This is a genomic window from Acinetobacter lwoffii (assembly GCF_022967985.1).
Lineage (GTDB): Bacteria > Pseudomonadota > Gammaproteobacteria > Pseudomonadales > Moraxellaceae > Acinetobacter.
On record NZ_JALJVC010000029.1, the window covers coordinates 12,519 to 34,173 of the forward strand.

19 protein-coding genes are annotated in these 21,655 nt (G+C 43.1%); 12 read left to right on the forward strand and 7 right to left on the reverse strand.

Annotated elements, in window-relative coordinates:
• Nucleotide 1: 1 nt before the first annotated feature.
• On the reverse strand, nucleotides 2-943 hold the full coding sequence (locus MWG72_RS14240) for an acyltransferase (protein WP_247144324.1): 942 nt from the start codon (nucleotides 941-943) through the stop codon (nucleotides 2-4).
• Nucleotides 944-1,196: 253 nt separating this feature from the next.
• Between MWG72_RS14240 and MWG72_RS14245 the strand changes: the two genes are divergently transcribed.
• The 9 genes from MWG72_RS14245 (at nucleotide 1,197) to MWG72_RS14285 (ending at nucleotide 10,516) form a co-directional block, all read left to right on the forward strand.
• Nucleotides 1,197-1,850, forward strand: coding sequence for a YiaD family glycine zipper/OmpA-like lipoprotein (locus MWG72_RS14245; RefSeq protein ID WP_247144325.1), 654 nt, complete (start codon nucleotides 1,197-1,199; stop codon nucleotides 1,848-1,850).
• A 137-nt stretch (nucleotides 1,851-1,987) separates the two neighbouring features.
• Nucleotides 1,988-4,027 (forward strand): UvrD-helicase domain-containing protein, encoded by a 2,040-nt coding sequence (locus tag MWG72_RS14250; RefSeq protein ID WP_004730583.1) that lies wholly within the window; start codon nucleotides 1,988-1,990, stop codon nucleotides 4,025-4,027.
• A gap of 47 nt (nucleotides 4,028-4,074) precedes the next feature.
• Complete coding sequence (gene dut, locus MWG72_RS14255) at nucleotides 4,075-4,527, forward strand: dUTP diphosphatase (RefSeq protein WP_005247107.1); 453 nt, start codon at nucleotides 4,075-4,077, stop codon at nucleotides 4,525-4,527.
• 387 nt (nucleotides 4,528-4,914) lie between these two features.
• Nucleotides 4,915-6,333, forward strand: a complete 1,419-nt coding sequence (locus MWG72_RS14260) for a phosphomannomutase/phosphoglucomutase (RefSeq protein ID WP_247144326.1) — start codon at nucleotides 4,915-4,917, stop codon at nucleotides 6,331-6,333.
• Between the two features lie 10 nt (nucleotides 6,334-6,343).
• Complete coding sequence (gene argB / locus MWG72_RS14265; protein ID WP_005104791.1) at nucleotides 6,344-7,252, forward strand: acetylglutamate kinase; 909 nt, start codon at nucleotides 6,344-6,346, stop codon at nucleotides 7,250-7,252.
• A gap of 131 nt (nucleotides 7,253-7,383) precedes the next feature.
• Entirely contained in the window at nucleotides 7,384-8,232 is an 849-nt protein-coding gene (locus MWG72_RS14270; RefSeq protein WP_247144327.1) for a class II glutamine amidotransferase, read from the forward strand.
• Between the two features lie 273 nt (nucleotides 8,233-8,505).
• A complete protein-coding gene (locus MWG72_RS14275; protein WP_005247102.1) occupies nucleotides 8,506-8,961 on the forward strand; it encodes a bacteriohemerythrin in 456 nt (151 codons plus the stop codon).
• Between the two features lie 143 nt (nucleotides 8,962-9,104).
• A complete protein-coding gene (locus MWG72_RS14280) occupies nucleotides 9,105-10,184 on the forward strand; it encodes a hypothetical protein (protein WP_247144328.1) in 1,080 nt (359 codons plus the stop codon).
• Nucleotides 10,184-10,516 (forward strand): RnfH family protein, encoded by a 333-nt coding sequence (locus tag MWG72_RS14285; protein WP_247144329.1) that lies wholly within the window; start codon nucleotides 10,184-10,186, stop codon nucleotides 10,514-10,516. The genes MWG72_RS14280 and MWG72_RS14285 overlap by 1 nt, the downstream gene beginning before the upstream one ends.
• Nucleotides 10,517-10,616: 100 nt before the next feature.
• Here the strand turns inward: MWG72_RS14285 and MWG72_RS14290 are convergent, their stop codons facing one another.
• Entirely contained in the window at nucleotides 10,617-11,015 is a 399-nt protein-coding gene (locus MWG72_RS14290; RefSeq protein WP_004279275.1) for an outer membrane protein assembly factor BamE, read from the reverse strand.
• Nucleotides 11,016-11,127: 112 nt separating this feature from the next.
• Between MWG72_RS14290 and fur the strand changes: the two genes are divergently transcribed.
• Nucleotides 11,128-11,565 (forward strand): ferric iron uptake transcriptional regulator, encoded by a 438-nt coding sequence (gene fur, locus MWG72_RS14295; RefSeq protein ID WP_004279276.1) that lies wholly within the window; start codon nucleotides 11,128-11,130, stop codon nucleotides 11,563-11,565.
• Nucleotides 11,566-11,632: 67 nt separating this feature from the next.
• Here fur and MWG72_RS14300 read toward each other — a convergent pair whose 3' ends face one another.
• Nucleotides 11,633-12,754, reverse strand: a complete 1,122-nt coding sequence (locus MWG72_RS14300) for a PilT/PilU family type 4a pilus ATPase (RefSeq protein ID WP_004279277.1) — start codon at nucleotides 12,752-12,754, stop codon at nucleotides 11,633-11,635.
• A gap of 30 nt (nucleotides 12,755-12,784) precedes the next feature.
• On the reverse strand, nucleotides 12,785-13,822 hold the full coding sequence (locus MWG72_RS14305; RefSeq protein ID WP_004279279.1) for a type IV pilus twitching motility protein PilT: 1,038 nt from the start codon (nucleotides 13,820-13,822) through the stop codon (nucleotides 12,785-12,787).
• 123 nt (nucleotides 13,823-13,945) lie between these two features.
• On the opposite strand from MWG72_RS14305, the gene MWG72_RS14310 reads away from it, so the two are divergent.
• The gene (locus tag MWG72_RS14310) at nucleotides 13,946-14,635 is read left to right on the forward strand and encodes a YggS family pyridoxal phosphate-dependent enzyme (RefSeq protein WP_247144336.1); all 690 of its coding nucleotides are present in this window, start codon (nucleotides 13,946-13,948) and stop codon (nucleotides 14,633-14,635) included.
• 31 nt (nucleotides 14,636-14,666) lie between these two features.
• Here the strand turns inward: MWG72_RS14310 and MWG72_RS14315 are convergent, their stop codons facing one another.
• The 3 genes from MWG72_RS14315 to MWG72_RS14325 are packed head-to-tail and all read right to left on the reverse strand — an operon-like array spanning nucleotide 14,667 to nucleotide 20,629.
• Nucleotides 14,667-15,776, reverse strand: coding sequence for an acyltransferase family protein (locus MWG72_RS14315; protein ID WP_247144330.1), 1,110 nt, complete (start codon nucleotides 15,774-15,776; stop codon nucleotides 14,667-14,669).
• A 2-nt stretch (nucleotides 15,777-15,778) separates the two neighbouring features.
• Entirely contained in the window at nucleotides 15,779-19,366 is a 3,588-nt protein-coding gene (locus MWG72_RS14320; RefSeq protein WP_247144331.1) for an SbcC/MukB-like Walker B domain-containing protein, read from the reverse strand.
• 9 nt (nucleotides 19,367-19,375) lie between these two features.
• A complete protein-coding gene (locus tag MWG72_RS14325) occupies nucleotides 19,376-20,629 on the reverse strand; it encodes an exonuclease SbcCD subunit D (protein WP_247144332.1) in 1,254 nt (417 codons plus the stop codon).
• A 471-nt stretch (nucleotides 20,630-21,100) separates the two neighbouring features.
• Here MWG72_RS14325 and MWG72_RS14330 point away from each other — a divergent pair, with 471 nt between their 5' ends.
• On the forward strand, nucleotides 21,101-21,559 hold the full coding sequence (locus MWG72_RS14330; protein WP_005104780.1) for an ABZJ_00895 family protein: 459 nt from the start codon (nucleotides 21,101-21,103) through the stop codon (nucleotides 21,557-21,559).
• Nucleotides 21,560-21,655 lie beyond the last annotated feature (96 nt).

Below are 21,655 nucleotides of genomic sequence, written 5' to 3' on the forward strand. Positions count from 1 at the left end.
ATTACTCAGTTACAGATCCGACCGGAGCTTTGACGAAGTTCTGCTGCATTTGTGCGATGAGCTGATCTTTTTCAGTCCAGATTTGATCAATCCATTTTTGAAAACGTGCACGATATTCAGCATCATCTTCATAATTGCCGCCCAGTACCCAGTCAGGAATATCAATTTTTCTTAAATTTACCGCAATACGTGGCACTTCACCTAACCAAAATTCACCATAGCCCGGAATACCGTCAGGATAAACAATAGTCATGTCGACCAGCGCATCAATTTTATCGCCGAGAATACTGAGTGCCAATGCCAGCCCACCGGCTTTAGGCTTCAGTAAATGTGTATAGGGAGACTGCTGCTGATCATGCTTTTCTTGGGTAAAACGCGTGCCTTCCAGATAATTTAACAGGGTAAAAGGCTGACTGATCAGCTGTTCACAGGATTTACGTGCTTCTTCCATATCCCGGTATTTTAGCGCAGGATTTTTGGCAATCTGTTCCTTGCTATGCCGCTTCATCATCGGGAAGCCTAAGATTTTAAAAGCCTGACCGACAAAAGGAATAAAAATAAGTTCCCATTTGGTAAAGAAACGCGTCAGAGGCATACGGGTCAGACCGAAGTACTGGTTGACGGTGGTATCGACCCAGCTTTGATGATTACAGGTCATCAAATAACGGCCCTGCATATTCAAATCCAGTGATTCATCTACGCTGATTTGCCATTGGGTATTTTTTAAAACATGCTCAATCAGCCAGTTATTGACCCCTAACCAGCTGTTGGTAATCTTGATATTGGTTTCATCCACTTTTGCGGATTTTTTAAAAAATTTGGTTAAACCCAAGGCCAGCACCGGGGGGCCATGAAAAAAAGTACTACCAGTCATGACTGAAGTGACCGTCAGGCCACGTGCCAGTTTTTTTAAAGTCGGTTGCTTATTGCTATTCGATGACATATCCAAACAGTCCCCACAGATTAATCGCTTAATTTTTTTCATATTTTGAGTAATATAGAGACAGTTAAGCAAATAAAAAAGCCTGAACAGGAAACTATGAAGATATTGTGATGAACTACTTTGATTTAGTTACATATAAACATTACAAAATATTACTAAACGATTTATTATTAACAAAAATTCAATGGTTACACCATTCAATTTAAATCATCATCTCGCTTATACAACAAAGCATACAACAAGGAGTCATGCGATGCGTGCACTAGTAATTTCAGCAGCTGTAGCAGGGGCCGTAGCACTTACAGGTTGTCAATCAACTGGCAGTAACATCGGTGGTGTGGAATATGATAAAGCGGCTCTAGGTACTTTAATTGGTGCTGCAGCTGGCTACGGCGTTTCTAAAAGTAATGCAAATACTAGCCGTCAAAACAACCGTGCAGCAGCAATTGGTGCTGTTGTAGGTGGTGCAGCGGGTGTCTATCTGGATAACAAAGAGAAAAAATTACGTCAAGCAACGGCCGGTACTGGCGTAGACGTTAACCGTAATGCAGATGGTTCGATTAACCTTGTAATGCCAGGCAGCATTACATTTGATACGAACAAGTCAAATATCAAACCAAACTTCTATGGCACTTTGAACAAAGTAGCGCAAGTATTAACTGAAGATAACAAGAGCGGTATTCTTGTAACTGGTTATACAGACAGCACGGGTAATGACTCAATTAACTTGCCATTGTCTCAAGCACGCGCAAACTCTGTAGCGACTTACTTGGCAGGCCAAGGTGTTTCACGTACACGTATTAATGCTCAAGGTTTAGGTTCAGCGAACCCAATTGCAGACAATACAACTGCCGCAGGTAAAGAGCAAAACCGTCGTGTAGAAATCGCGGTATATGCAGTTCAATAATTCTTGAACGCTTAAGAAAAAACCACCTTCGGGTGGTTTTTTTATATCTGAATATTGATCTGATTAATCGTATTTTAAATTAGGCAACTGACGCAGAGATGACTATAATCGGAGCCGAATCTAGAAGAGGAAGCCATATGTCACTCGCCAGTCAGTTAAATGACAAGCAACTTGAAGCCATGAAATACACTCAAGGACCCTTGTTAGTACTTGCAGGAGCGGGTTCAGGCAAGACTTCAGTGATCACGCGAAAAATCGCGTATTTAGTCAAGCATTGCGGGATTCCCGCACATCGTATTACTGCGATGACTTTTACCAACAAGGCAGCACGTGAGATGAAAGAGCGTGTCAGCAAATTGTTGACGCGTGAAGAAAGTAAAGGCGTTTCAGTTTCGACCTTCCATACTTTTGGCCTGAATATGCTGCGCCTGGAGTTGAAACATACCCCACTGAAAAATAATTTCTCGATTCTGGATGCTGACGACTGTAAACGCATTCTGATGGATCTGATGCAGCGTGACAATTTATCCGGTGCAGAAAGCAAAGAACTGATTGCCAAAGCCATGAAAATGATCTCGGACTGGAAAAATGATCTGATTCCACCCGAGCAGGCACATACTACCTGTGAAACTGCCGAAGATGTGCAGTTTGCGCATTTATATCAATTATATGAACGTAATTTGCGTGCCTATAACGCCGTGGATTTTGATGACCTGATTGTGATGCCAACGCGCTTGCTGCAGGAAAATGCAGAAGTTCGTGACAAATGGCAAAATCGCGTGCGTTATTTGCTGGTCGATGAATATCAGGATACCAATACGGCGCAGTATATTCTGGTGAAATTACTGGTTGGCGTGATGGGACAGTTCACCGCCGTAGGCGATGATGACCAGTCGATTTATGCCTGGCGTGGTGCTAAACCGGAAAATATGGCCTTGCTGCAGCAGGATTTTCCTAATTTAAAAGTGATTAAACTGGAACAGAACTATCGTTCGACCAGTCGTATTCTCAAAGCAGCCAACACCGTGATTGGTAATAATCCGCATATTTTTGATAAAAAGCTTTGGTCGGACAAAGGCCATGGTGAAGTGATCCGTGTGATTACCTGCCGCAATGATGATGATGAAGCAGAACGCGTGGTTAAAGACCTGATCACGCATAAATTGATGAACGGTAAAAGCTGGAAAGATTATGCGGTGTTGTACCGCGGCAATTTCCAGGCGCGTATTTTAGAAACCCATCTGCGCCAGATGCAGATTCCGTATAAATTATCTGGCGGACAGTCCTTCTTCGCACGTGCCGAAATCAAGGACATGATGAGCTATTTACGCTTGATCATTAACCCTGAAGATGACAGTGCATTTTTACGAATTATCAATACGCCAAAACGGGCAATTGGTCCGGTAACGCTGGAAAAGCTCGGTCTATTTGCTCAGGAAAATAATCTGTCGCTTCTGGCTGCGGCTGCGGATCAGCGTCTGACCATGGCGATTCCGAAAAAGGCCACGACTCAATTGGCTGAGTTTGCCGATTTTATTGAGGGTTTTACCCGCAATTTACTGGATGATGATGAACCAGTGCCAATTATCCGCCAGATGATGATTGAAGCCGGTTATATCGATTACATCAAGGAAACTGCAGCCACACCAGCGCAGGAAAAGACCAAGCTCGACAATATCGAAGTGCTCTATAGCAGCATTCAAAGCCTGATTAACCGCGCTGAAGATGTTGATGAAAAAAATATTGAAAGTGTGATTCGTAAAATGGTGCTGCTGGACATGCTCGAGCAGCAGCAGGAAGAAGAGGACACCGATAAAGTCAATTTATTGACTTTGCATGCGTCTAAAGGTCTGGAATTTCCTTATGTCTATCTGATCGGGCTGGAAGAAGAAATTCTGCCACATAAAAACTCGATCGCTGCAGAAACGGTCGAAGAGGAACGCCGTCTGATGTATGTGGGGATTACCCGTGCACGTCAGGGACTGACCATTACTCTGGCAGAACAGCGCAAGGCCGGTGGGCAGATGAAGCAGATGACCCCAAGCCGTTTTCTGGATGAATTACCAGAAGATGAGCTGGAATGGTTAGGCCGCAAGAAAAAGTTGGCAGGCAACATCGATCCGAAATTACAAGCCCAACATTATCTGGATAATTTGCGTAATCTTATCAAACGATAAGGCACAAGACTTTCTCTTATTTTAAATGAAACAACAGGAATGAATACATGAAAGTTCAGGTGAAAGTCCTTGACTCGCGTCTCGGTCAGGAATGGCCATTACCGACTTATGCTACGACAGGTTCAGCGGGGTTGGATTTGCGTGCGTGTGTTACAGAAACTACGATCATTGAACCAGGCCAAACGGTCTTGGTGAAAACTGGTTTAGCAATCTATATTGAAGATCCTGCATTTGCTGGTCTGATCTTGCCACGTTCGGGTTTGGGCCATAAACATGGGATCGTGTTGGGTAACCTGGTAGGTTTAATTGATTCTGATTATCAGGGTGAATTGATGGTATCCGTTTGGAACCGTAGTCAGACGGCATTCAGCTTAGAGCCAGGTGAACGTTTGGCGCAGTATGTGTTGGTTCCTGTGGTACAAGCTGAATTCGATCTGGTGAATGAATTCGAAGCGACTGAACGCGGTGCTGGCGGTTTTGGTCATACGGGTAAAAACTAAGTTTTAATAATGGCTTACATTCATTAACTGGATGTAAGCCATTTTTAGTTGATTAGATTAAATATTAAAAAAAATGAGTTGGTTGAAATATATTTAAAAAATAAAACCTTATTTTTTCGGCCAAGTAGAATTATTTAAATCCAAAATTGATGTAATTATCAAATGTCTAATTAGATGAAACTCAAAATAAATATAATTGAATAATCATTGTTTAATTACAAGAACCCTATAATTCTAAAGTTGTAGATTATATTTTTATAATTGATTGTTACATTGAAATCGTTTAAAAATAGCAGGTCTTAAAACAAAAACAAATGTTTAAAGTCATTATGATGAAATCATCATTTTAAATCTCCTTATTTTAACGAATAGTGAAAAGACAGTTTTATGGGATCTATGAATCATCCATTCCCCATGCATATCTTTCGTGCCTATGACATACGCGGTAAAGTCAGTCTATTAGGTGCCGGGATCATTGATGCAATTGCCCACGGTTTAGCCCAACAGTATCAGGCTGCGGGACAGACACGTGTCGCCATTGGTTATGATGCACGCATCAGTAGTCCGGCTTTTGCCGACATCATTGCCCGTATTTTTAAAGACTATTCGCTGGAAGCCACTATTATAGGCTGTTGTTCCAGCCCGATGCTGTATTTCACCGCACGCCAGTTTGATGGCAATGGCATTATGGTCACCGCCAGTCATAATCCTAAAGAAGATAATGGGATTAAATGGATTATTGATGGTGAACCACCTTGTCCTGAGATGATTCAACAGGTGGCCCAACTGGCAAAGTCGCATTGCGATAGCCAGCTACTTGGTTTAGCCGAACTGCCGCATCAGATTATTCCAGAGTTTTGCCTGCAGTATCAGCAGGGAATATTAGAAGATATTCAATTAAAGCGCTCATTTAAAGTGATTCTGGATGGTCTGCATGGCTCCGCCGGACGTTGTGCCGACTTGGTACTCAGAAAAATGGGCTGTGAAGTGACTGCTTTACGTTGTGAGGCCAATGGACATTTTCCGGATCATGCGCCGGATCCTTCGCAGGACAAACATCTTGAGACTTTACGCCAAACTGTCATGCAACAGCAGGCTGATCTCGGTATTGCCCTGGACGGTGATGGCGATCGCCTGGTTCTGGTTGATGAACAGGGTCAGATTATCACAGCCGATCAGTTATTATGTCTGTTTGCTGAAATTTGTCTCAATGATTCAGCGCCATGCCAATTTGTTTATGATGTGAAATGTTCAACCTTAGTTCGTGATACGGTGCAACGTTTAGGTGGAGAGCCGGTGATGATTCGTACCGGCAGTTCATTTCTCAGAACTTATCTGAACCAGTCTCAGCATCAGGCGATTTTTGGTGGGGAATATGCCGGACATTATGTCTTTAATGATGGTCGCGGTTGGGGCTATGATGATGGACTCTATGCAGCGCTCAGAGTCATGGAATATCTGGATCAAACTGGTCTAAGTTTGGCGCAGGCCTTGGCGGCTTATCCAAAACGGTATGGTACTGAAGATCTTTATATTTCAACGCGCCAAGTGCGTCCAGTTGAGCTTTTAAACTTCGTTGAACAGCAATCCGCAAGAATTCATGCGCAAATCAGTAAAATTGATGGGATACGTCTTGATTTTGAGGATGGTTTTGGCATCATTCGAGCATCCAATACAGGTGAGTATTTCACGGTGCGCTTTGATGCCAATAATGCCCAAGGTCTGAATGAAATTCGTCATCTGTTTGTAGCCATGTTGCGTGACCGTTATCCAGAGATCGCTCAAGACATTTTAGATGCTCAATAAGGAGAGGCGAATGCCAAATCAACAAACAGGCATCGACAAAGCACAGATTTTGACAGAAGCTTTGCCGTATATTCAACGCTTTGCGGGTAAAACCCTGGTGGTAAAATACGGCGGTAATGCGATGACCGATCCTGAGCTGGAAAGTTCATTTGCACGTGATATCGTATTATTAAAAACAGTCGGCATTAATCCGATCGTGGTACATGGCGGTGGTCCGCAAGTCGATTCCATGCTGAAACAGCTGGGCCGTGAATCAGATCGTATTGACGGCATGCGCGTGACTGATCCTGCGACCATGGAAGTGGTCGAGATGGTACTTGGCGGTAGCGTTAACAAATCTATCGTGAACCTGATCAACCAGCATGGTGGCCGTGCGATTGGTCTTACCGGTAAAGATGGTAACCTGATCCGTGCACAAAAACTGTTGATGGAAAAAGTGGCTGAAGATGGTTCGGTTCAGCAAATTGATCTGGGTCTGGTCGGTGAAGTCGTTGGCGTGAAAACCGATGTTCTGGAAATGTTTACCAATAGTGACTTTATTCCAGTCATTGCCCCGCTAGGTGTCGATGAAGAAGGCAATACCTATAATATCAATGCTGATTTGGTCGCTGGTAAAGTCGCTGAAGCCCTAGGTGCAGAAAAACTGATTCTACTCACCAATATCACCGGTGTCTTGGATGAAAATAAAAACCTGTTGACTGGTTTGACCACTCAAGAAGTCGATCGTCTGATCGAAACTGGCGTGATTTATGGCGGCATGATTCCAAAGGTCGGTTGTGCGCTGGATGCGGTAAAAGGCGGCGTCGTAAGTGCACATATCGTGGATGGCCGTGTACCTCATGCCAGCTTACTAGAAATTTTCACCGATCATGGTGTGGGCACCCTCATTACCAATCGTGCCAATCCGCATCGTTCTTAAGCCAATTTTTGCGAAAAAGAGTCTCAATAGAGACTCTTTTTTATTTGGATTTCTTATAGCCACCTATTTGAAATGACTGGGACAGTCATGCACAATAAGCTTCTAAGTAAATAGAGAGCTGAAACCAGACCATGTGCCAACTGCTCGGAATGAATTGTGCCACCCCGACGGATATTACTTTTTCTTTTCGCGGGTTTTCCCAGCGGGCGGGCATTACCTCTGATCATGCGGATGGTTTCGGGATTGCTTTCTTTGAAGATAAAGCCTGCCGTCTGTTCGTCGATAACCAGTCCGCGATTGAATCACCGATTGCCGAGCTGGTACGTAATTATCCAATCAAATCACGCAATGTGATTGCCCATATCCGTAAAGCGACCCAAGGCAAAATTAATCTGGAAAACTCGCATCCTTTTAGCCGTGAACTTTGGGGGCGGCAATGGATTTTTGCCCATAATGGCGATTTATATGATTATTTTCCTGAACTGTCAGGGCGCTTTACCCCAGTCGGAAATACCGACAGTGAGCGTGCCTTCTGTTACCTGCTGGATCAACTGGTGAAACGCTTTGGCTATCATGAGCCGAAACTGGATCAGGTTTTCGATCTTCTAGCTGAAATTTCACCTGCAATCGCGGAGCATGGCACCTTTAATTTCTGCCTGTCGAATGGTCAGGCGCTGTTTAGCTATGCGATTACCAAACTCCACTGGCTGGTACGTGAATACCCGTTTAGACCGGCTCAGCTGATTGATATTGATGTCGAAGTGGACTTTAGTCAGGTCACGACCCCTGAAGATCGCGTCGCAGTGATTACCACTGAACCATTGACCCAGAATGAAGAATGGACTGCCTTCCAGCCCGGTGAAATGATCCTGTTTCAGCATGGGGCGAAAGTACGTTCTCAGTTGACGCATGTTGAACGTCTGGAACGTGAACGTCTTGATCCTTCCTTAAAACGTTTCACGCGAGCTGATCAATATTAAAACGCGATCAAAGACGGAGTTTAAACTCCGTTTTTTTATATTTTAAATAGGAAAAAATCTAAGAATAAATAAAGGTTTATTACAGGTTTTGGTTAATTAATATCTTAGCCTTTTACTCAGGATAAATTATTTTTAATTATATATAACAGAAACTTAAAATGAAAAAGCCGGATTTAGGCGGAAAGCCGACTAATTTGCTTCATTTTTATTTGAATCAATACGCTATATGCTCATTTTCACGTTATAAGTCCTTAATATTTATAGGTGGTCGTAATGAAAATGAAATGGGTTCCAGATTATAATACTGGTATCGATGTGATTGACGATCAGCACAAACGAATTCTCGATTATATCAACGAAATTGATGGAATTGATGCCAATACCGAGCGTGCCCGTATTAAACAGATTCTCGACAATATTATTGATTATACCCAGTCGCATTTCACCTTTGAGGAATCTCTTCAGGAAGAAGCCGGCTATAAATATCGGGTGCCGCATAAACGTGTGCATGACCTGTTTATTAAAAAAATCGAGTCTTATCGTGACCGTTTTGAACTGGGACAGTCCATTGAATCAGAGCTGCACGAAGTATTATCGAAATGGCTGATTAACCATATTCAGCACGATGATGCCGATTATGTCGGTGCCGTGAAAGAAAATATGATGGGGATCATCAAGGAAAAAGAAAAGAAAACAGGTAAAAACTGGTTCGCTCGTTTCTTCTCATAATAAAAGACGTAACGAGATAACAAAAATTAAAATCTAATTATAATTTTTGCGCAGCAAATCACTGTCATGGTGGTTTGCTTTTTGTTTTTGATTTTCACCGCTTCACAAGGCAAAATAGCGCTAGATTTTTATAGGAATGCATCATGCAGGACAATGCTATGTCAAAATGGTTATCGCCGCTGATGGCTTTCTGTTTATCGTTTATTATCATCGCGACGCTCGCACCGATAACCGGTATACAGATTGATCGTCAGCTGGATTTCTGGATGCTCTGGTTAGCCACCATGCTGATTCTGGCGCTTCCAGTCTGCTACTTGGAAATTGCTTTGGCCAAGCGCTCCAAAACAACGCCATTACAGGCGCTGTCGACGCTGACCCGTGAAGCGGATGCGTCACAGAAATGGCGTATTGTTGGCTGGTTAAGTGTGATTTTTATTCCGTTTTTGGCCGGTGCCATGCTGAACAATGCCAGCAATGTTCTGGCGGTTGCTGCAATTGATCTTGCACCGAATCTTCTATTGATCGGATTGGCAATAGTAGCGTTGGCCCTGTCACTGCTACCGCGTCAAATTTTATTGGCTGTTACCACGATTGGCGTACTGGCGTCTCTGGTTCTAGCCAATGTGATGGGAACGGCGCTACCTGCATGGCAAGTCACACCAGTCGAATTCTCGGAATGGGGCAATGCCACCGTATTAGCGCTGGTGGCAAGTGGTCTGGGCATGGGCTTGTACTGGCAGTCTAGCCTGAGTGCTGTACAACAGCAGGATGTCGCCAGCAAGACGGTATTGCCGATCTGGATTGCGCAGCTAGTTGCTGTCATTGCATTTGCTTTCTTTGCTATACAAGCGCAAATCCCTGCATTTACTCTGGTCGTAGCGATGGTCGCAGCTGCTGCATTAATTCTGCAAATGGCACGTGAACAGTTACAGCAACGCCAGCTTCATCGTGCGATTCAATGGGCGATTGTGGCGGCGGTTACACTGATCTGGGCTATTCCAAATCTAAGCCCAATTTTCAATGTGGTCTTGTTAGTCTGGGGCCTATTGATTTGTTTGATCTATGCACTGTTTGCTGGCTGGATCATGAAGATCAGTCATTTGCGTAAATCAATGAATTTTAGCTCTGAAGCGTTTTATAACATCTGGCGTATTGCAGTACGTGTGGTGTTGCCGGTCGGGATTATTCTGGCAATCATTGCTGTCTTAGGACAATTCGTCTGATGAGTGAGGCGATGATCTGGGTAGCGTATGCGACGTCAGAAAAACAATTTCATCTAGCCGTGCCATTTCAGCCCGGCATGACGGCACTGGATGCGATTGAGCAGAGTGGAATCCGTGAGCAGGTCGACTTGCCTGAACCATTATCTTTGGGCATCTTTGGCATGCGCTTGCAAGATCAGCAGCAGCCACTGGCAGCAGGTGACAGGGTGGAAATTTACCGAGCACTGACCATCAATCCTAAAGACATCCGACGTAAACGCGCCGAGAAAAATCCGGTGGGTCGTTATGCCAGAGGCAATCTTTTAAGAAAGCTGAAACCGTCTTCCGAATAGAAAGCGGCTTGAATGAGCAGTAGCCTCAATGATCTGCTCAATCAATCAGCTTAATCAAAAAAGCCCCTGATGATTCAGGGGCTTTTTCATGAGAAACCGACTATAGTGGAGGAGCATTTAAAATTGCTTCTTTTGATCCTGGTAAGCCGGGTTGAGATTCTGGAATCGTCTCCAGACCTTCAACACGTTCTACGATACCAGACTGGTTAAAGTAGATTTTCAAATGCTGGCCTTGGGCTGCCGGGATCTTGGCTTTTTTAGCGTAGGTTCCTGGGGTATAGTTATAGATGTAGTCCCAACGTAAAGGATTCAGTGGATCGCTTACTGTTGGACTGCCCAGTAAGAAACGCACCTGTTGATGGCTCATTCCCACCTGAATTTTAGCGGCTTGTGCTTGGGTTAAAGGGGTTCCTTGTGGAATATCTACTTTATAAACACCTAATGTCGAACAGCCGACGAGCAATGAAGTGACGAATAACGTCAACATGATTTTTTGCATTTTGCTAAACTATCCCAAATTAATTATGATGCATTTGATCCAAGGATAGATCATACTGCATCTAAACTTTGTTGCATATTCCAACTTTGATTTTGTTGAGAGACCTTTTTACATGACTATTTCAAACCAAGATTTACGAAAAGCTGGGCTGAAAGTTACCCTTCCACGAATTAAAATATTAGAATTACTAGAAAATTCAAAACAACATCATTTAAGTGCGGAAGATATTTACAAGACTTTACTCGATCAGGGCGAAGATGTAGGTTTAGCAACTGTGTATCGTGTGTTAACGCAGTTTGAAGCAGCGGGCATCATCGAACGTCATAATTTTGAAAATAATCATTCAGTTTTTGAAATTATGCAGGAAGATCACCACGATCACCTAGTATGTTTAAATTGCAGCAAAGTTGTTGAATTTATTAATGACACGATTGAAAAAGAGCAGCATGACGTTGCTGAAAAATTTGGTTTTGAATTAACCGGTCACTCACTGAATCTGTATGGCTACTGCGATGCGCCTGCCTGTCAGGAAGTTTTCCGTAAAAAATAATTTGAGTGCTGGTTCAAACAAAAAACAGGCTTCATGGGAAGCCTGTTTTTTTATGCCTTCAAGATGATCAGGACTGACCATCAAAGGTAATGTTGGAATGCGCACGTAATAAGTGACTACCACCTTCTTCTGACAGCTTGATTTGCAGACGCAGGTCGTTTGGTGAATCTGCATGTTTCAGTGCATCTTTATAGCTGATCTGTTTGGCTTTATACAGATCATACAGCGCCTGATCGAAGGTCTGCATGCCCAGTTCACGGGAACGCTTCATCAGATCCTTGATCTCATGCACATCACCTTTACGAATCAAGTCGGCAATCAGTGGTGAGTTAATCAGAATCTCAATCGCTGCACGGCGACCATTACCATCGATGGTTGGAATCAGTTGCTGTGCCACAATGGCTTTCATGTTCAGGGACAAGTCCATGAACAGCTGATTATGTCGGTCTGCTTCGAAGAAATGGATAATCCGGTCAATCGCTTGGTTGGCGTTGTTGGCGTGCAGGGTAGCAAAGACCAGATGACCGGTTTCGGCAAAGGCAATCGCATAATCCATGGTTTCACGTGAACGGATCTCACCGATCAGAATCACGTCTGGTGCCTGACGCAGGGTATTTTTCAGGGCAATTTCAAATGAATCAGTATCGATGCCGACTTCACGCTGGGTGATAATACAGCCCTTATGCTGGTGAATAAATTCGATCGGATCTTCAATGGTAATGATATGACCTTTGGAATTTTCATTACGATAACCGACCAAAGACGCCAGCGAGGTTGATTTACCGGTACCCGTTGCCCCGACAAAAATAATGATGCCACGTTTGGTCATCGCCAGTTCTTTTAGAATCGGCGGTAACTTGAGTTCATCCATCGTGGGAATAACAGTTTCAATCCGACGCAGCACCATCCCCGGTTGATCTCGTTGCTGAAAGGCACTGACACGGAAGCGGGCACTTTTATCCGGCGTGCTGATGGCAAAGTTACATTCACGACTGTCAGCAAATTCTTTACGCTGCTTTTCGGTCATGATGGAATGGAGCAGTTGTCCTACTGCCGCACCGGGTAATTTTACCGAACCAATCGGTAAAATCTGCCCATTAATCTTGATGGACGGTTCGACATCGGCAGTAATGAACAGATCCGATGCTTTTTTCTCCACCATATAATCGAGTAAGCCGTTAAAATCCATGTATATAAACCCCAATACAATTCAATTTTTTTATAAAAATGCTTCTGGCTGTTTGGCTGCAGTACGTGCAACTTGCGGGCTGATCAAACCTTTGGATACCAGTGTTTTCAGAGTCTGGTCCAGTGTGGTCATGCCATAGTTGGCACCGGTCTGGATTGCCGAGTACATTTGTGCGACTTTGTTTTCACGGATCAGGTTACGGATCGCAGGAATACCAATCATGATTTCATGCGCTGCGACACGCCCACCGCCATTTTTCTTCAGCAGAGCCTGTGAAACTACGGCTTGTAGGGATTCAGACAACATGGCGCGTACCATGTCTTTTTCTTCAGCAGGGAATACGTCGATCACACGGTCAATGGTTTTGGCCGCTGAGGTGGTATGCAGGGTACCAAATACTAAGTGACCGGTTTCTGCGGCAGTTAAGGCCAGACGAATGGTTTCAAGGTCACGCATCTCACCGACCAGAATAATGTCCGGGTCTTCACGTAATGCAGAACGTAATGCTTCATTAAAGCCATGGGTATCACGATGTACTTCACGCTGGTTAATCAGACATTTTTTGGACTGATGCACAAATTCGATTGGGTCTTCGACGGTCAGAATATGGTCATAGCGGTTGTCATTAATATAATCCAGCATCGCCGCCAAGGTAGTTGATTTACCCGAACCGGTTGGACCTGTGACTAGTACCAGACCACGTGGATATTCACAGATATCTTTAAAAATCTGTCCCATGCCCAGATCTTCAAGGGTCAGTACTTTAGAGGGAATGGTACGGAATACCGCACCGGCACCGCGGTTCTGGTTAAATGCGTTGACACGGAAACGTGCCACGCCAGGCACTTCAAAAGAAAAGTCAGTTTCCAGATTTTCTTCAAAATCACGGCGCTGTTTATCGTTCATGATGTCATAAACGAGTTTATGCACTTCTTTGTGTTCTAATGCTGGCAGGTTGATGCGACGAACTTCCCCATCGACACGAATCATTGGCGGTAAGCCCGCAGACAAGTGTAAATCCGACGCACCATTTTTAGCAGAAAATGCCAACAATTCTGTGATATCCATAAGGTCCCCGAGTTCATTAAAATGTTAATTATTTTGATAGAATAATAAGGCTTTCCCACAGCTTAACCAACACTTAGTTCATGGGCAAGGGAAAAAAAGATGAATGAAATGAGAACCCCATCAATGAATATGTTGCAACAGTCACGAAATCAGGTCTTAGTGCAAATTGAAACTGCCTGTATTCAGGCCGGCCGCGAAGCAGATGCGGTGCAACTGCTTGCCGTTTCCAAGACCCAGCCGAGTAGCGTGCTGGCAGATATGTATCAGGCAGGGCAACGTGCTTTTGGTGAAAACTATTTGCAGGAAGCACTGGAAAAAATCACGGCACTGAAAGAGCTGGACATTGAATGGCATTTTATTGGACATGTGCAGCGTAACAAAACCAAGCATCTGGCAGAAAATTTTGCTTGGGTGCATGGAGTCGATCGACTGATTATTGCCGAGCGCTTATCCAATCAGCGTGGAGATGATCAGCCTGCACTGAATATCTGTATTCAGGTGAATATTGATGGTCAGGATACCAAAGATGGTTGTCGACCAGATGCGGTTGCAGATTTGGTCGTACAGATCAGCCAACTGCCAAATGTGCGTTTACGTGGTTTGATGGTGATTCCAGCACCGAATAATCCTCAAGCCTTTGCTGATGCCAAAGTTTTATTTGATGCAGTCAAAGTTCAGCATGCACATCCTGAAGATTGGGATACTTTAAGTATGGGCATGTCTGCGGATATGACCGACGCGATTGCTGCGGGTTCTACCATGGTTCGTGTTGGTACGGCCTTGTTTGGCGCACGGCCTAAAAAAGATGTATAAACTACTAATGTCAGCTTTTTGCAGCAAAGCGTTATCGCAGGGTATTGGATAACGCTTTTTTTCTGGCTGGTTCGAGCCATTTAGCCATTAACCAGGCAAAGACTATTAAGCTGCACATGCTCGCAAGCAAGGCTAAAACTGCTCCGCCCAGACCATAGGCCAAAGTTGCCGGAATACAGCCCAAAATAAATAAAAGTAAGGGGAAATGGGTCACATACAAGGTATAGGAAAAGTCTGCGGATTGAACCCAGACCGGATGGTAGTGACTACGTTGATGCTGGAGCTGTACCAGCCAGCAGCTAAAGGCCAAACCCACACAGAAATTAAAAGGGGCAAAATTCGCAGCACGGTATTGCTGGGCCTCATCAATCAGCTGAAACTGGTAAGCATCAAAACAGGCGATTAGAAATGCCAAGCCGACTAGGGCTAATTTGACCGATTGTAAGCGGTTTAAAAAACGTAGCTGGATATATCGAAATGAACAGGCAAAGGCACTAAGCCAGACCAGAAAATAAATAAAAAACTGGATGTTCAGTAATGACAGTATAGCCAGAACCATAAAAAATCCGATTTTGGCGATTTCCGAATTTTTTAAAAAAGGTAGGAATCCGGCCAGCACATAAAACCACACTTCATAGCTCAGGCTCCAGAGTGCAGCATTGGCTGAAACCGTTGGTGTTACAAAGCCATTCAAAAATAGCAGCGAACCAAAAAATTCCATCATGTCTACATTATAGTCAGTCCGGATCATCATGCCAAAACTGTGTTGAAAAGCATGAGTATGGCTGGCAAATAATAGTGGAGCGAGTAGATAGAGAACCAGGGTCAACCCCATGGCAAACAGAAAGGGTGGTAAAATTCTGCTGCAACGCTGTCGAGCATAACGGTGCAGATTGAACTGACCATGCTGATGAATGTTGTGCTGGATCGAATAGCCGATCAGATAGCCACTTAAGGCAAAGAAAATCATGACTGCAGCCTGTCCAAGCAGGCGTATCCATGAATAAATGCTGGTATCGAAAGGCGCAATAAATGCCTGAAAGCAGTGACTGAACAGCACCACAATGGCACTGATACCCCGTAGGCTCTCAAGCTGTAAGCTGAAATAGGGCGAGAGCGTGTTCGGGGCAGGGTGAATCATCGCTAACCTATAATCTGAATGGTACTGGCGCCTGCACCAACAGGCTTGACCTGGATCTGTACTGGAATCCGTTCATGCATTTCCTGAATATGTGAGATTACGACCACTTTACGTCCCTGACTTTGTAACTGATCAAGTGCATTCATCACCATATGTAATGAAGATGCATCAAGGGTGCCAAAACCTTCATCGATAAAAAGGGATTCTATTTTCATGGAGCCTGAAGCCATATTGGCAATTGCTAAAGACAAGGCAAGGGCGGTCAAGAATGACTCACCCCCAGAAAGCGATGAAACAGAACGGGTTTCACCATCCATATCATGGTCAATAATGGCAAGACTGAGTGAGTTGTCTAAACGTTTTAAGGTGTAACGCTGAGACAGCATCGCGAGTTGCTGATTGGCAAATTCAAGCAAAATATCAAGGTTATATTGCTGCGCATAATCACGGAATTTTTTGCCTGTGGCATCCCCCATAAGACTGGAAATTTTATTCCAGCGATATTCTTCAGTTTGAATTTGCTGAATTTGTTCAGCAAATTGTTTTTGCTTATCTAGGTTCGAGTAGTGAACATCTAACTTGGTCTTAAGTTGGTCACGCTGTTCTTGTCGCTCTGCTAAAGCTTTAAGGTTCAGTTCAATGGCACGCTCAATCTGTAAGATTTGTACTTCAGGTTGAGTTTGTAAATGTTGTGCGAGCAGATGTTGTGTGGTTTTCAGGGCGGATGCTGCATCGACCAAGGCATGTTCGATATCTTTAATATGTTGACGTAGTTTTTGAGTTTCTTCAGTTGAAATGAGGCTTAATTGTGAAATCAAAGCATGATTAAAATCTAAATTTTGATTTAACCAGTGTTCGATTTCTAAAACACAAGCATGATGCTGTGTTTCAAGTTGAGCCAACTGAATTCTGAGTTGATCAAGCTGCCGTTGTTGGCTATCAAATTGTTGACGAGCTGTTTCGAAACTTTGTTGTATTTTCTGATGTTGCAGCTGTAAATTTTTACGCTGTTCATCGTGTTGAGTCAGCCATTCATGTGGTTTATCGACCGAAGTTTGCGTCATCTCAAAAATAAGCTGAACGGCAAGTTCCTTGTTCTCTTGTCCTTGACGCTCAAATTCAACTTTATCTTTTTCAGCGAGTTCAATCTGATTATTTTTGGCTTGAATCTCGTTATTTTTTTGAGCGAGTAGTTGAGCTTTCTCATTCAGTTGCTGATTTAAAGTCTCAAGCTTCTGCAACAGATGCTGACGCTCATGCAATTGTTGTGCAATGTGTTGTGCAACAGTTAAGGTTTGCTTATGCCAAGCATTTCGTTGCTCAGCAGTGAGCAGGTCTAGAAGGTATTGAATATTCTGTTCAGCTTGTTGAACGATCGACAGTTGTTGTGAGATTTGCTGAATATTTTGGGTTAAATTCCGTTGTGTTTTTTCAACCTCATCGAGTTGTTTGATATTTTCCTCAAGTGTTATTTTTTCTTGTTGCAGGATTTGATTGACTTGAAGCAGTTGTTGTTCAGATTGTTGGGTTAAGTCTATTTGAATTTGGGTATTTTTGAAGCTTTGATAAAGCGCCTGTTCATGCTGTTGATGTTGAATATTTAAATCATCGAGACGTTTTTGCTGTTCGCTCAAAGATGCTGTTTGCTGTGTGTGTAATTGCTGAATCTTTTGCCAAGCATTAAAACTGTCTTGTTCGATTTGAATCGCTTGCTGCTCTTGTTGCTCTTGCAAATTGACGAGTTCACTCGATAGTGCAGAAAGATCAGTTTTAAATGGATGATGTAAACTGCCACAGACTAAACATGCTTCTCCATCAATCAATTGCTCGCGTAATTTCTCAATATTTTCAGCATGTAATAAGCGCTGTTGTTGCAGCATGCGTTGTAAGTTTTCACGTTCAAGTTTATGGGTTTGGTATTGCTGTTCTTGCAAATCAACTTGGATTTTACTTTGGGCACTCTGCTGTGCGAGCGCATTGCACGTTGTTTGCAGTTGATGCTGTTCAGAGCGTTGTTGTAGCCATTGTTTAAATTGATTTTGAATTAAACTAAATTGATGTTGTTGCTCCAAATTTTTTGCCTGATCGCGGCGAAGTTCTAATAGTTGGTGATCAATTTTTTGGTCATCGCCATACTGTTGTTGTAGTGATTCCAATTGCTGCTTTTTCTGACTTAAATCAGTTCTAGCAGAAGCAATATCGCCATATTGTTTTTCAAAACTTTGGTAATGCTGAATAAATCGTTGTAACTGTGTGAGATGCGCGGAAAGTCCATCATCTAAACTGCTTAGTTGCATCGTTTGATTCAACTGTTCGGTTTGTTTTTGCTGATCTGACTTGAATTGCGCTAATTCCTTGTGTAGCTGAGTTTGTACAAGGATTAAGGGCTGTAACTCTTTTTGAAACTCGTCCAATACAGATTTTGCTTTAACAAACTGTTTACCAATGAATTCACGTTCTTGAATACAGTGACGGACTTGGTCAATACGGTGCTGATGGGTGTGTTCAAAATGCTGTAGCGCTTTGAGTTGTTCATCAATCTGTTTAAATGCAGTCTGTTTTTGCTCAAAAACTTGCTGAATGGTATGAAACTGTAGTTCAGTACTTTGAATTTGAGATTTTAACCGAGCTAATTCTGTTTGTGTTTTTTCTTGCTGGATCATACTTGGACGGATGGATGCAAAAACTTCGAGTTGTTTTAGACGGCCACGTTCTGTATTCAGTAAATCAAATTTTTGTTGTTGCTCCACATGCTGACGCTGTCGTTGCTGAACATCATTTTCCAGCTTTTGCTTTTGTTCAAACCATCGCTGGTTTTTTTCGAGTGCCGATTTTTCTTGTTCTAATTTTTTGTATTCAGTACAGATTGTATTGAATTGATCGCTTATAGTCGCTAAATCTTCTTCCGACAAAGTCTCGATATCACCGAGTCTGACTTCTAAAGCTTTGCGCTGATTGGCGATTTCCTTGGTTTTTTCATATGCCAATTGACCAATTTTGCCAAAAATACTGGAGTTGGTCAGATATTCGAGCAGTTCACCACGTTCAGTATCCCGTGATTTTAAAAATGCGGTCACTTCAGATTGAGCCAATAAAACGGCACGGGTAAATTGCTCAAAACTCAGCTGAGTAATTTGCAGAATTTTAGCTTCTACCGCTTTGGCTTTATCGGCAAGAATATTGCCATCACTCAGACATTTCAGTGAACGTTGCACACTTTGCAATTTGCCTGTGGGATTTTCTCGTGCACGTTTAATTTCCCAGCGAGCTGAATATACTTTTTGATCTTGTGCAACAAAACTTAGTTCGGCAAAACCAATGCCTGTACCGCGACGCAAAACAGTTAATGGGGAATTGGTGAGAAGTTCAGAACCATCGATATCAGTCAGTTTGCCATCGCTATCTTTTAAACGAGGTACACGATTGAACAGTGCCAAACACATTGCATCCAGAATCGTGGACTTTCCGGCACCTGTTTTACCGACAATTGCAATTAAGCCTGCACTGGCAAGTGGATTGCTTTCAAAATCAATAAAATGTTCACCTGCAAGCGATGCCAAGTTTTTTATACGAATAGATAAAATTTTCATGGCATATCCTTATGGTGTTTCATTAGCATCAATATTTTTTTCCGCCTCAATAATCAGGCTGAGGAAATCTTTCAGCACCGAATCATCGGCGCTGTAACCCTGTTTGAGCCAAAGCTGTTCAAATAGTCTTTTGGGTGTTGGCGGCTCTAAATGGATCTTCTGAGCTTGTGCATCATCAAGATTAATAGCTTGATATTGACGTGAAATGCGCACCAGTCGATAGCGGTTCGGCGGAAGTGCATCTTCAAAAGTTTGTCTTAAATTGGGTGGAGGAGGCGTTGCCGTATGATATTCAATATCGATATATTCACGTTGATCAATTGCTTCAATTTCCCCATGTTCAAGGGTTCGAATCTGCTCAAAGATTTCATTGAGTTCACCACGGAGTCGATGCAGGCGGACACTGCGTGGAATAAGCAAAGCTTCAAACTGAAAACGTGCCTCATCTTCTAATTGAGGGTCAATCCTGACTTCAACTATTTGATGCTTATAATTAATCTCACTAAATGACAGCGGAATCGGAGAGCCACTATAGCGAATATGCGGCTGACCGACCTTTTGCGGTTTATGCAAATGCCCCAGCGCGACATAATCAATCACGTCATCAAATAGCGCCGTCGACAGCGCCTCTTCATTGCCAACAATAATCGGACGTTCAGAGTCCGAGGTCTCACCACCTTGCATGTGCGCATGTGACATTAAGATCAGTGCCTGATGTGGCTGTTTGCGGGCTTTGGCTTCAGCAATCAGTTGTTGATGCAGATAGCTAATGGCGTTCTGGTTATTGCTGGTATGTTCATTCAGTCCGGTAATTTCGGCACTACGTAAAAAGGGTAGGGTCAGACACCAGGCGATGATATTTTTACCCTGATCATAAATAGGAATAAGCAGACGATCCAGGTTCAGGGAATTTTCTGCCGTGCGGCCTACAATTCCCACTGCTTTGGCATTGAATTTGGCCAGTAAGGGTTCAACCTGTTCAATCCGGTAACCGGAATCATGGTTGCCTGCAATCATCAGGGTCTGCATATGTGGCGCCAGGTCGTGGGCATCTGCCAGAAACTGGTACAGCTGTCTTTGCGCACTGGACGCCGGATTGATCACATCAAAAATATCCCCGGCAATCAGCAGGGCATGCGGTTGCTTTGTTTTAATTTGCTCAAGTAGCCAAGTCAAAAACTGTGCATGTTCAAATTCACGGTCATGGTTATGGAAAAATTGTCCCAGATGCCAATCGGAAGTGTGAAGAAAATGAACTGCCATGTAATGAACCCCTAATATCTGCCTTGCTACTATAGGAAAAAGCACAGGTAAAAATCTACTTGAAAACGATATTTCAGCGAATTGTTTGTGATGTGGGGGCTGAATTTATTTTGATCATTATGGAAATTACTGCATGATCGCATCCAAATCATCAGATATAGAAAAGTCATGCAATCCATCAGACTTTTAAAAAATAGAGATTTAAAAAAATAAAAACCGACGATTCGAGTGATGATGAAATCGTCGGTCAAATTTGTGTTACATGAAGATTTTGGCTGCTATTCAAAATTTCCCTGTACACTGGACTTATTGCTTTAGCTCTAAAGGTCAGCAAAAATTCGTGGATGCCAGTCCAAATTTTTGTACCTTGTACCCTATATAACGTCACCCTGTAGTGGATGGTTGACAATAAAATGAAAAAAAACCTGATTTTTTTTATACTAGCTTGTTGAAGATCACTGAGTCATGCATATGTTGCCGCTAAGTCGTTATTTTATCTGGTTTTTCGTTATATGTTTTATTTTTACCTGTATTTGCGGTGTACTGGCTGCCTTGTTGCCGATGGGCATGGGTGCAGTTTTGACGATTGTTCCTTATCTGGTGGCCATGATTTGGGTGTTATTTAAATTTTTAAAACAGCAAAAACGTGCGCCGACCCAGGCAGAGCGTAAGAAATTTACCCTCGGGTTTAGCCTGATTTACTGGGGCTATAATTTATTATTTCTTTTGCTCGGTATTGTCATCGCCACCCGTTCCAATCCGAATGCCTGGCAGGACTTCTTGCTGTATCTACAGCAGCCACAGTTTATGAGCATTGTGCTGATAATGTTCCTGATGATCGCAATTCCGCTGTATCTGCTGACCTACTGGTTTTATGGCAAGCAGTCACAACGTATGGCAGAGAAAATGTTTGGCCATCCACCTCAGTGAGTATAGATGAATCATTGTGTGACGACTGATCTTCATAAATTGATTGAATGATGAAAGATACAAATTCTCCACTACAAAGATCTTCTCGGTTTAAAA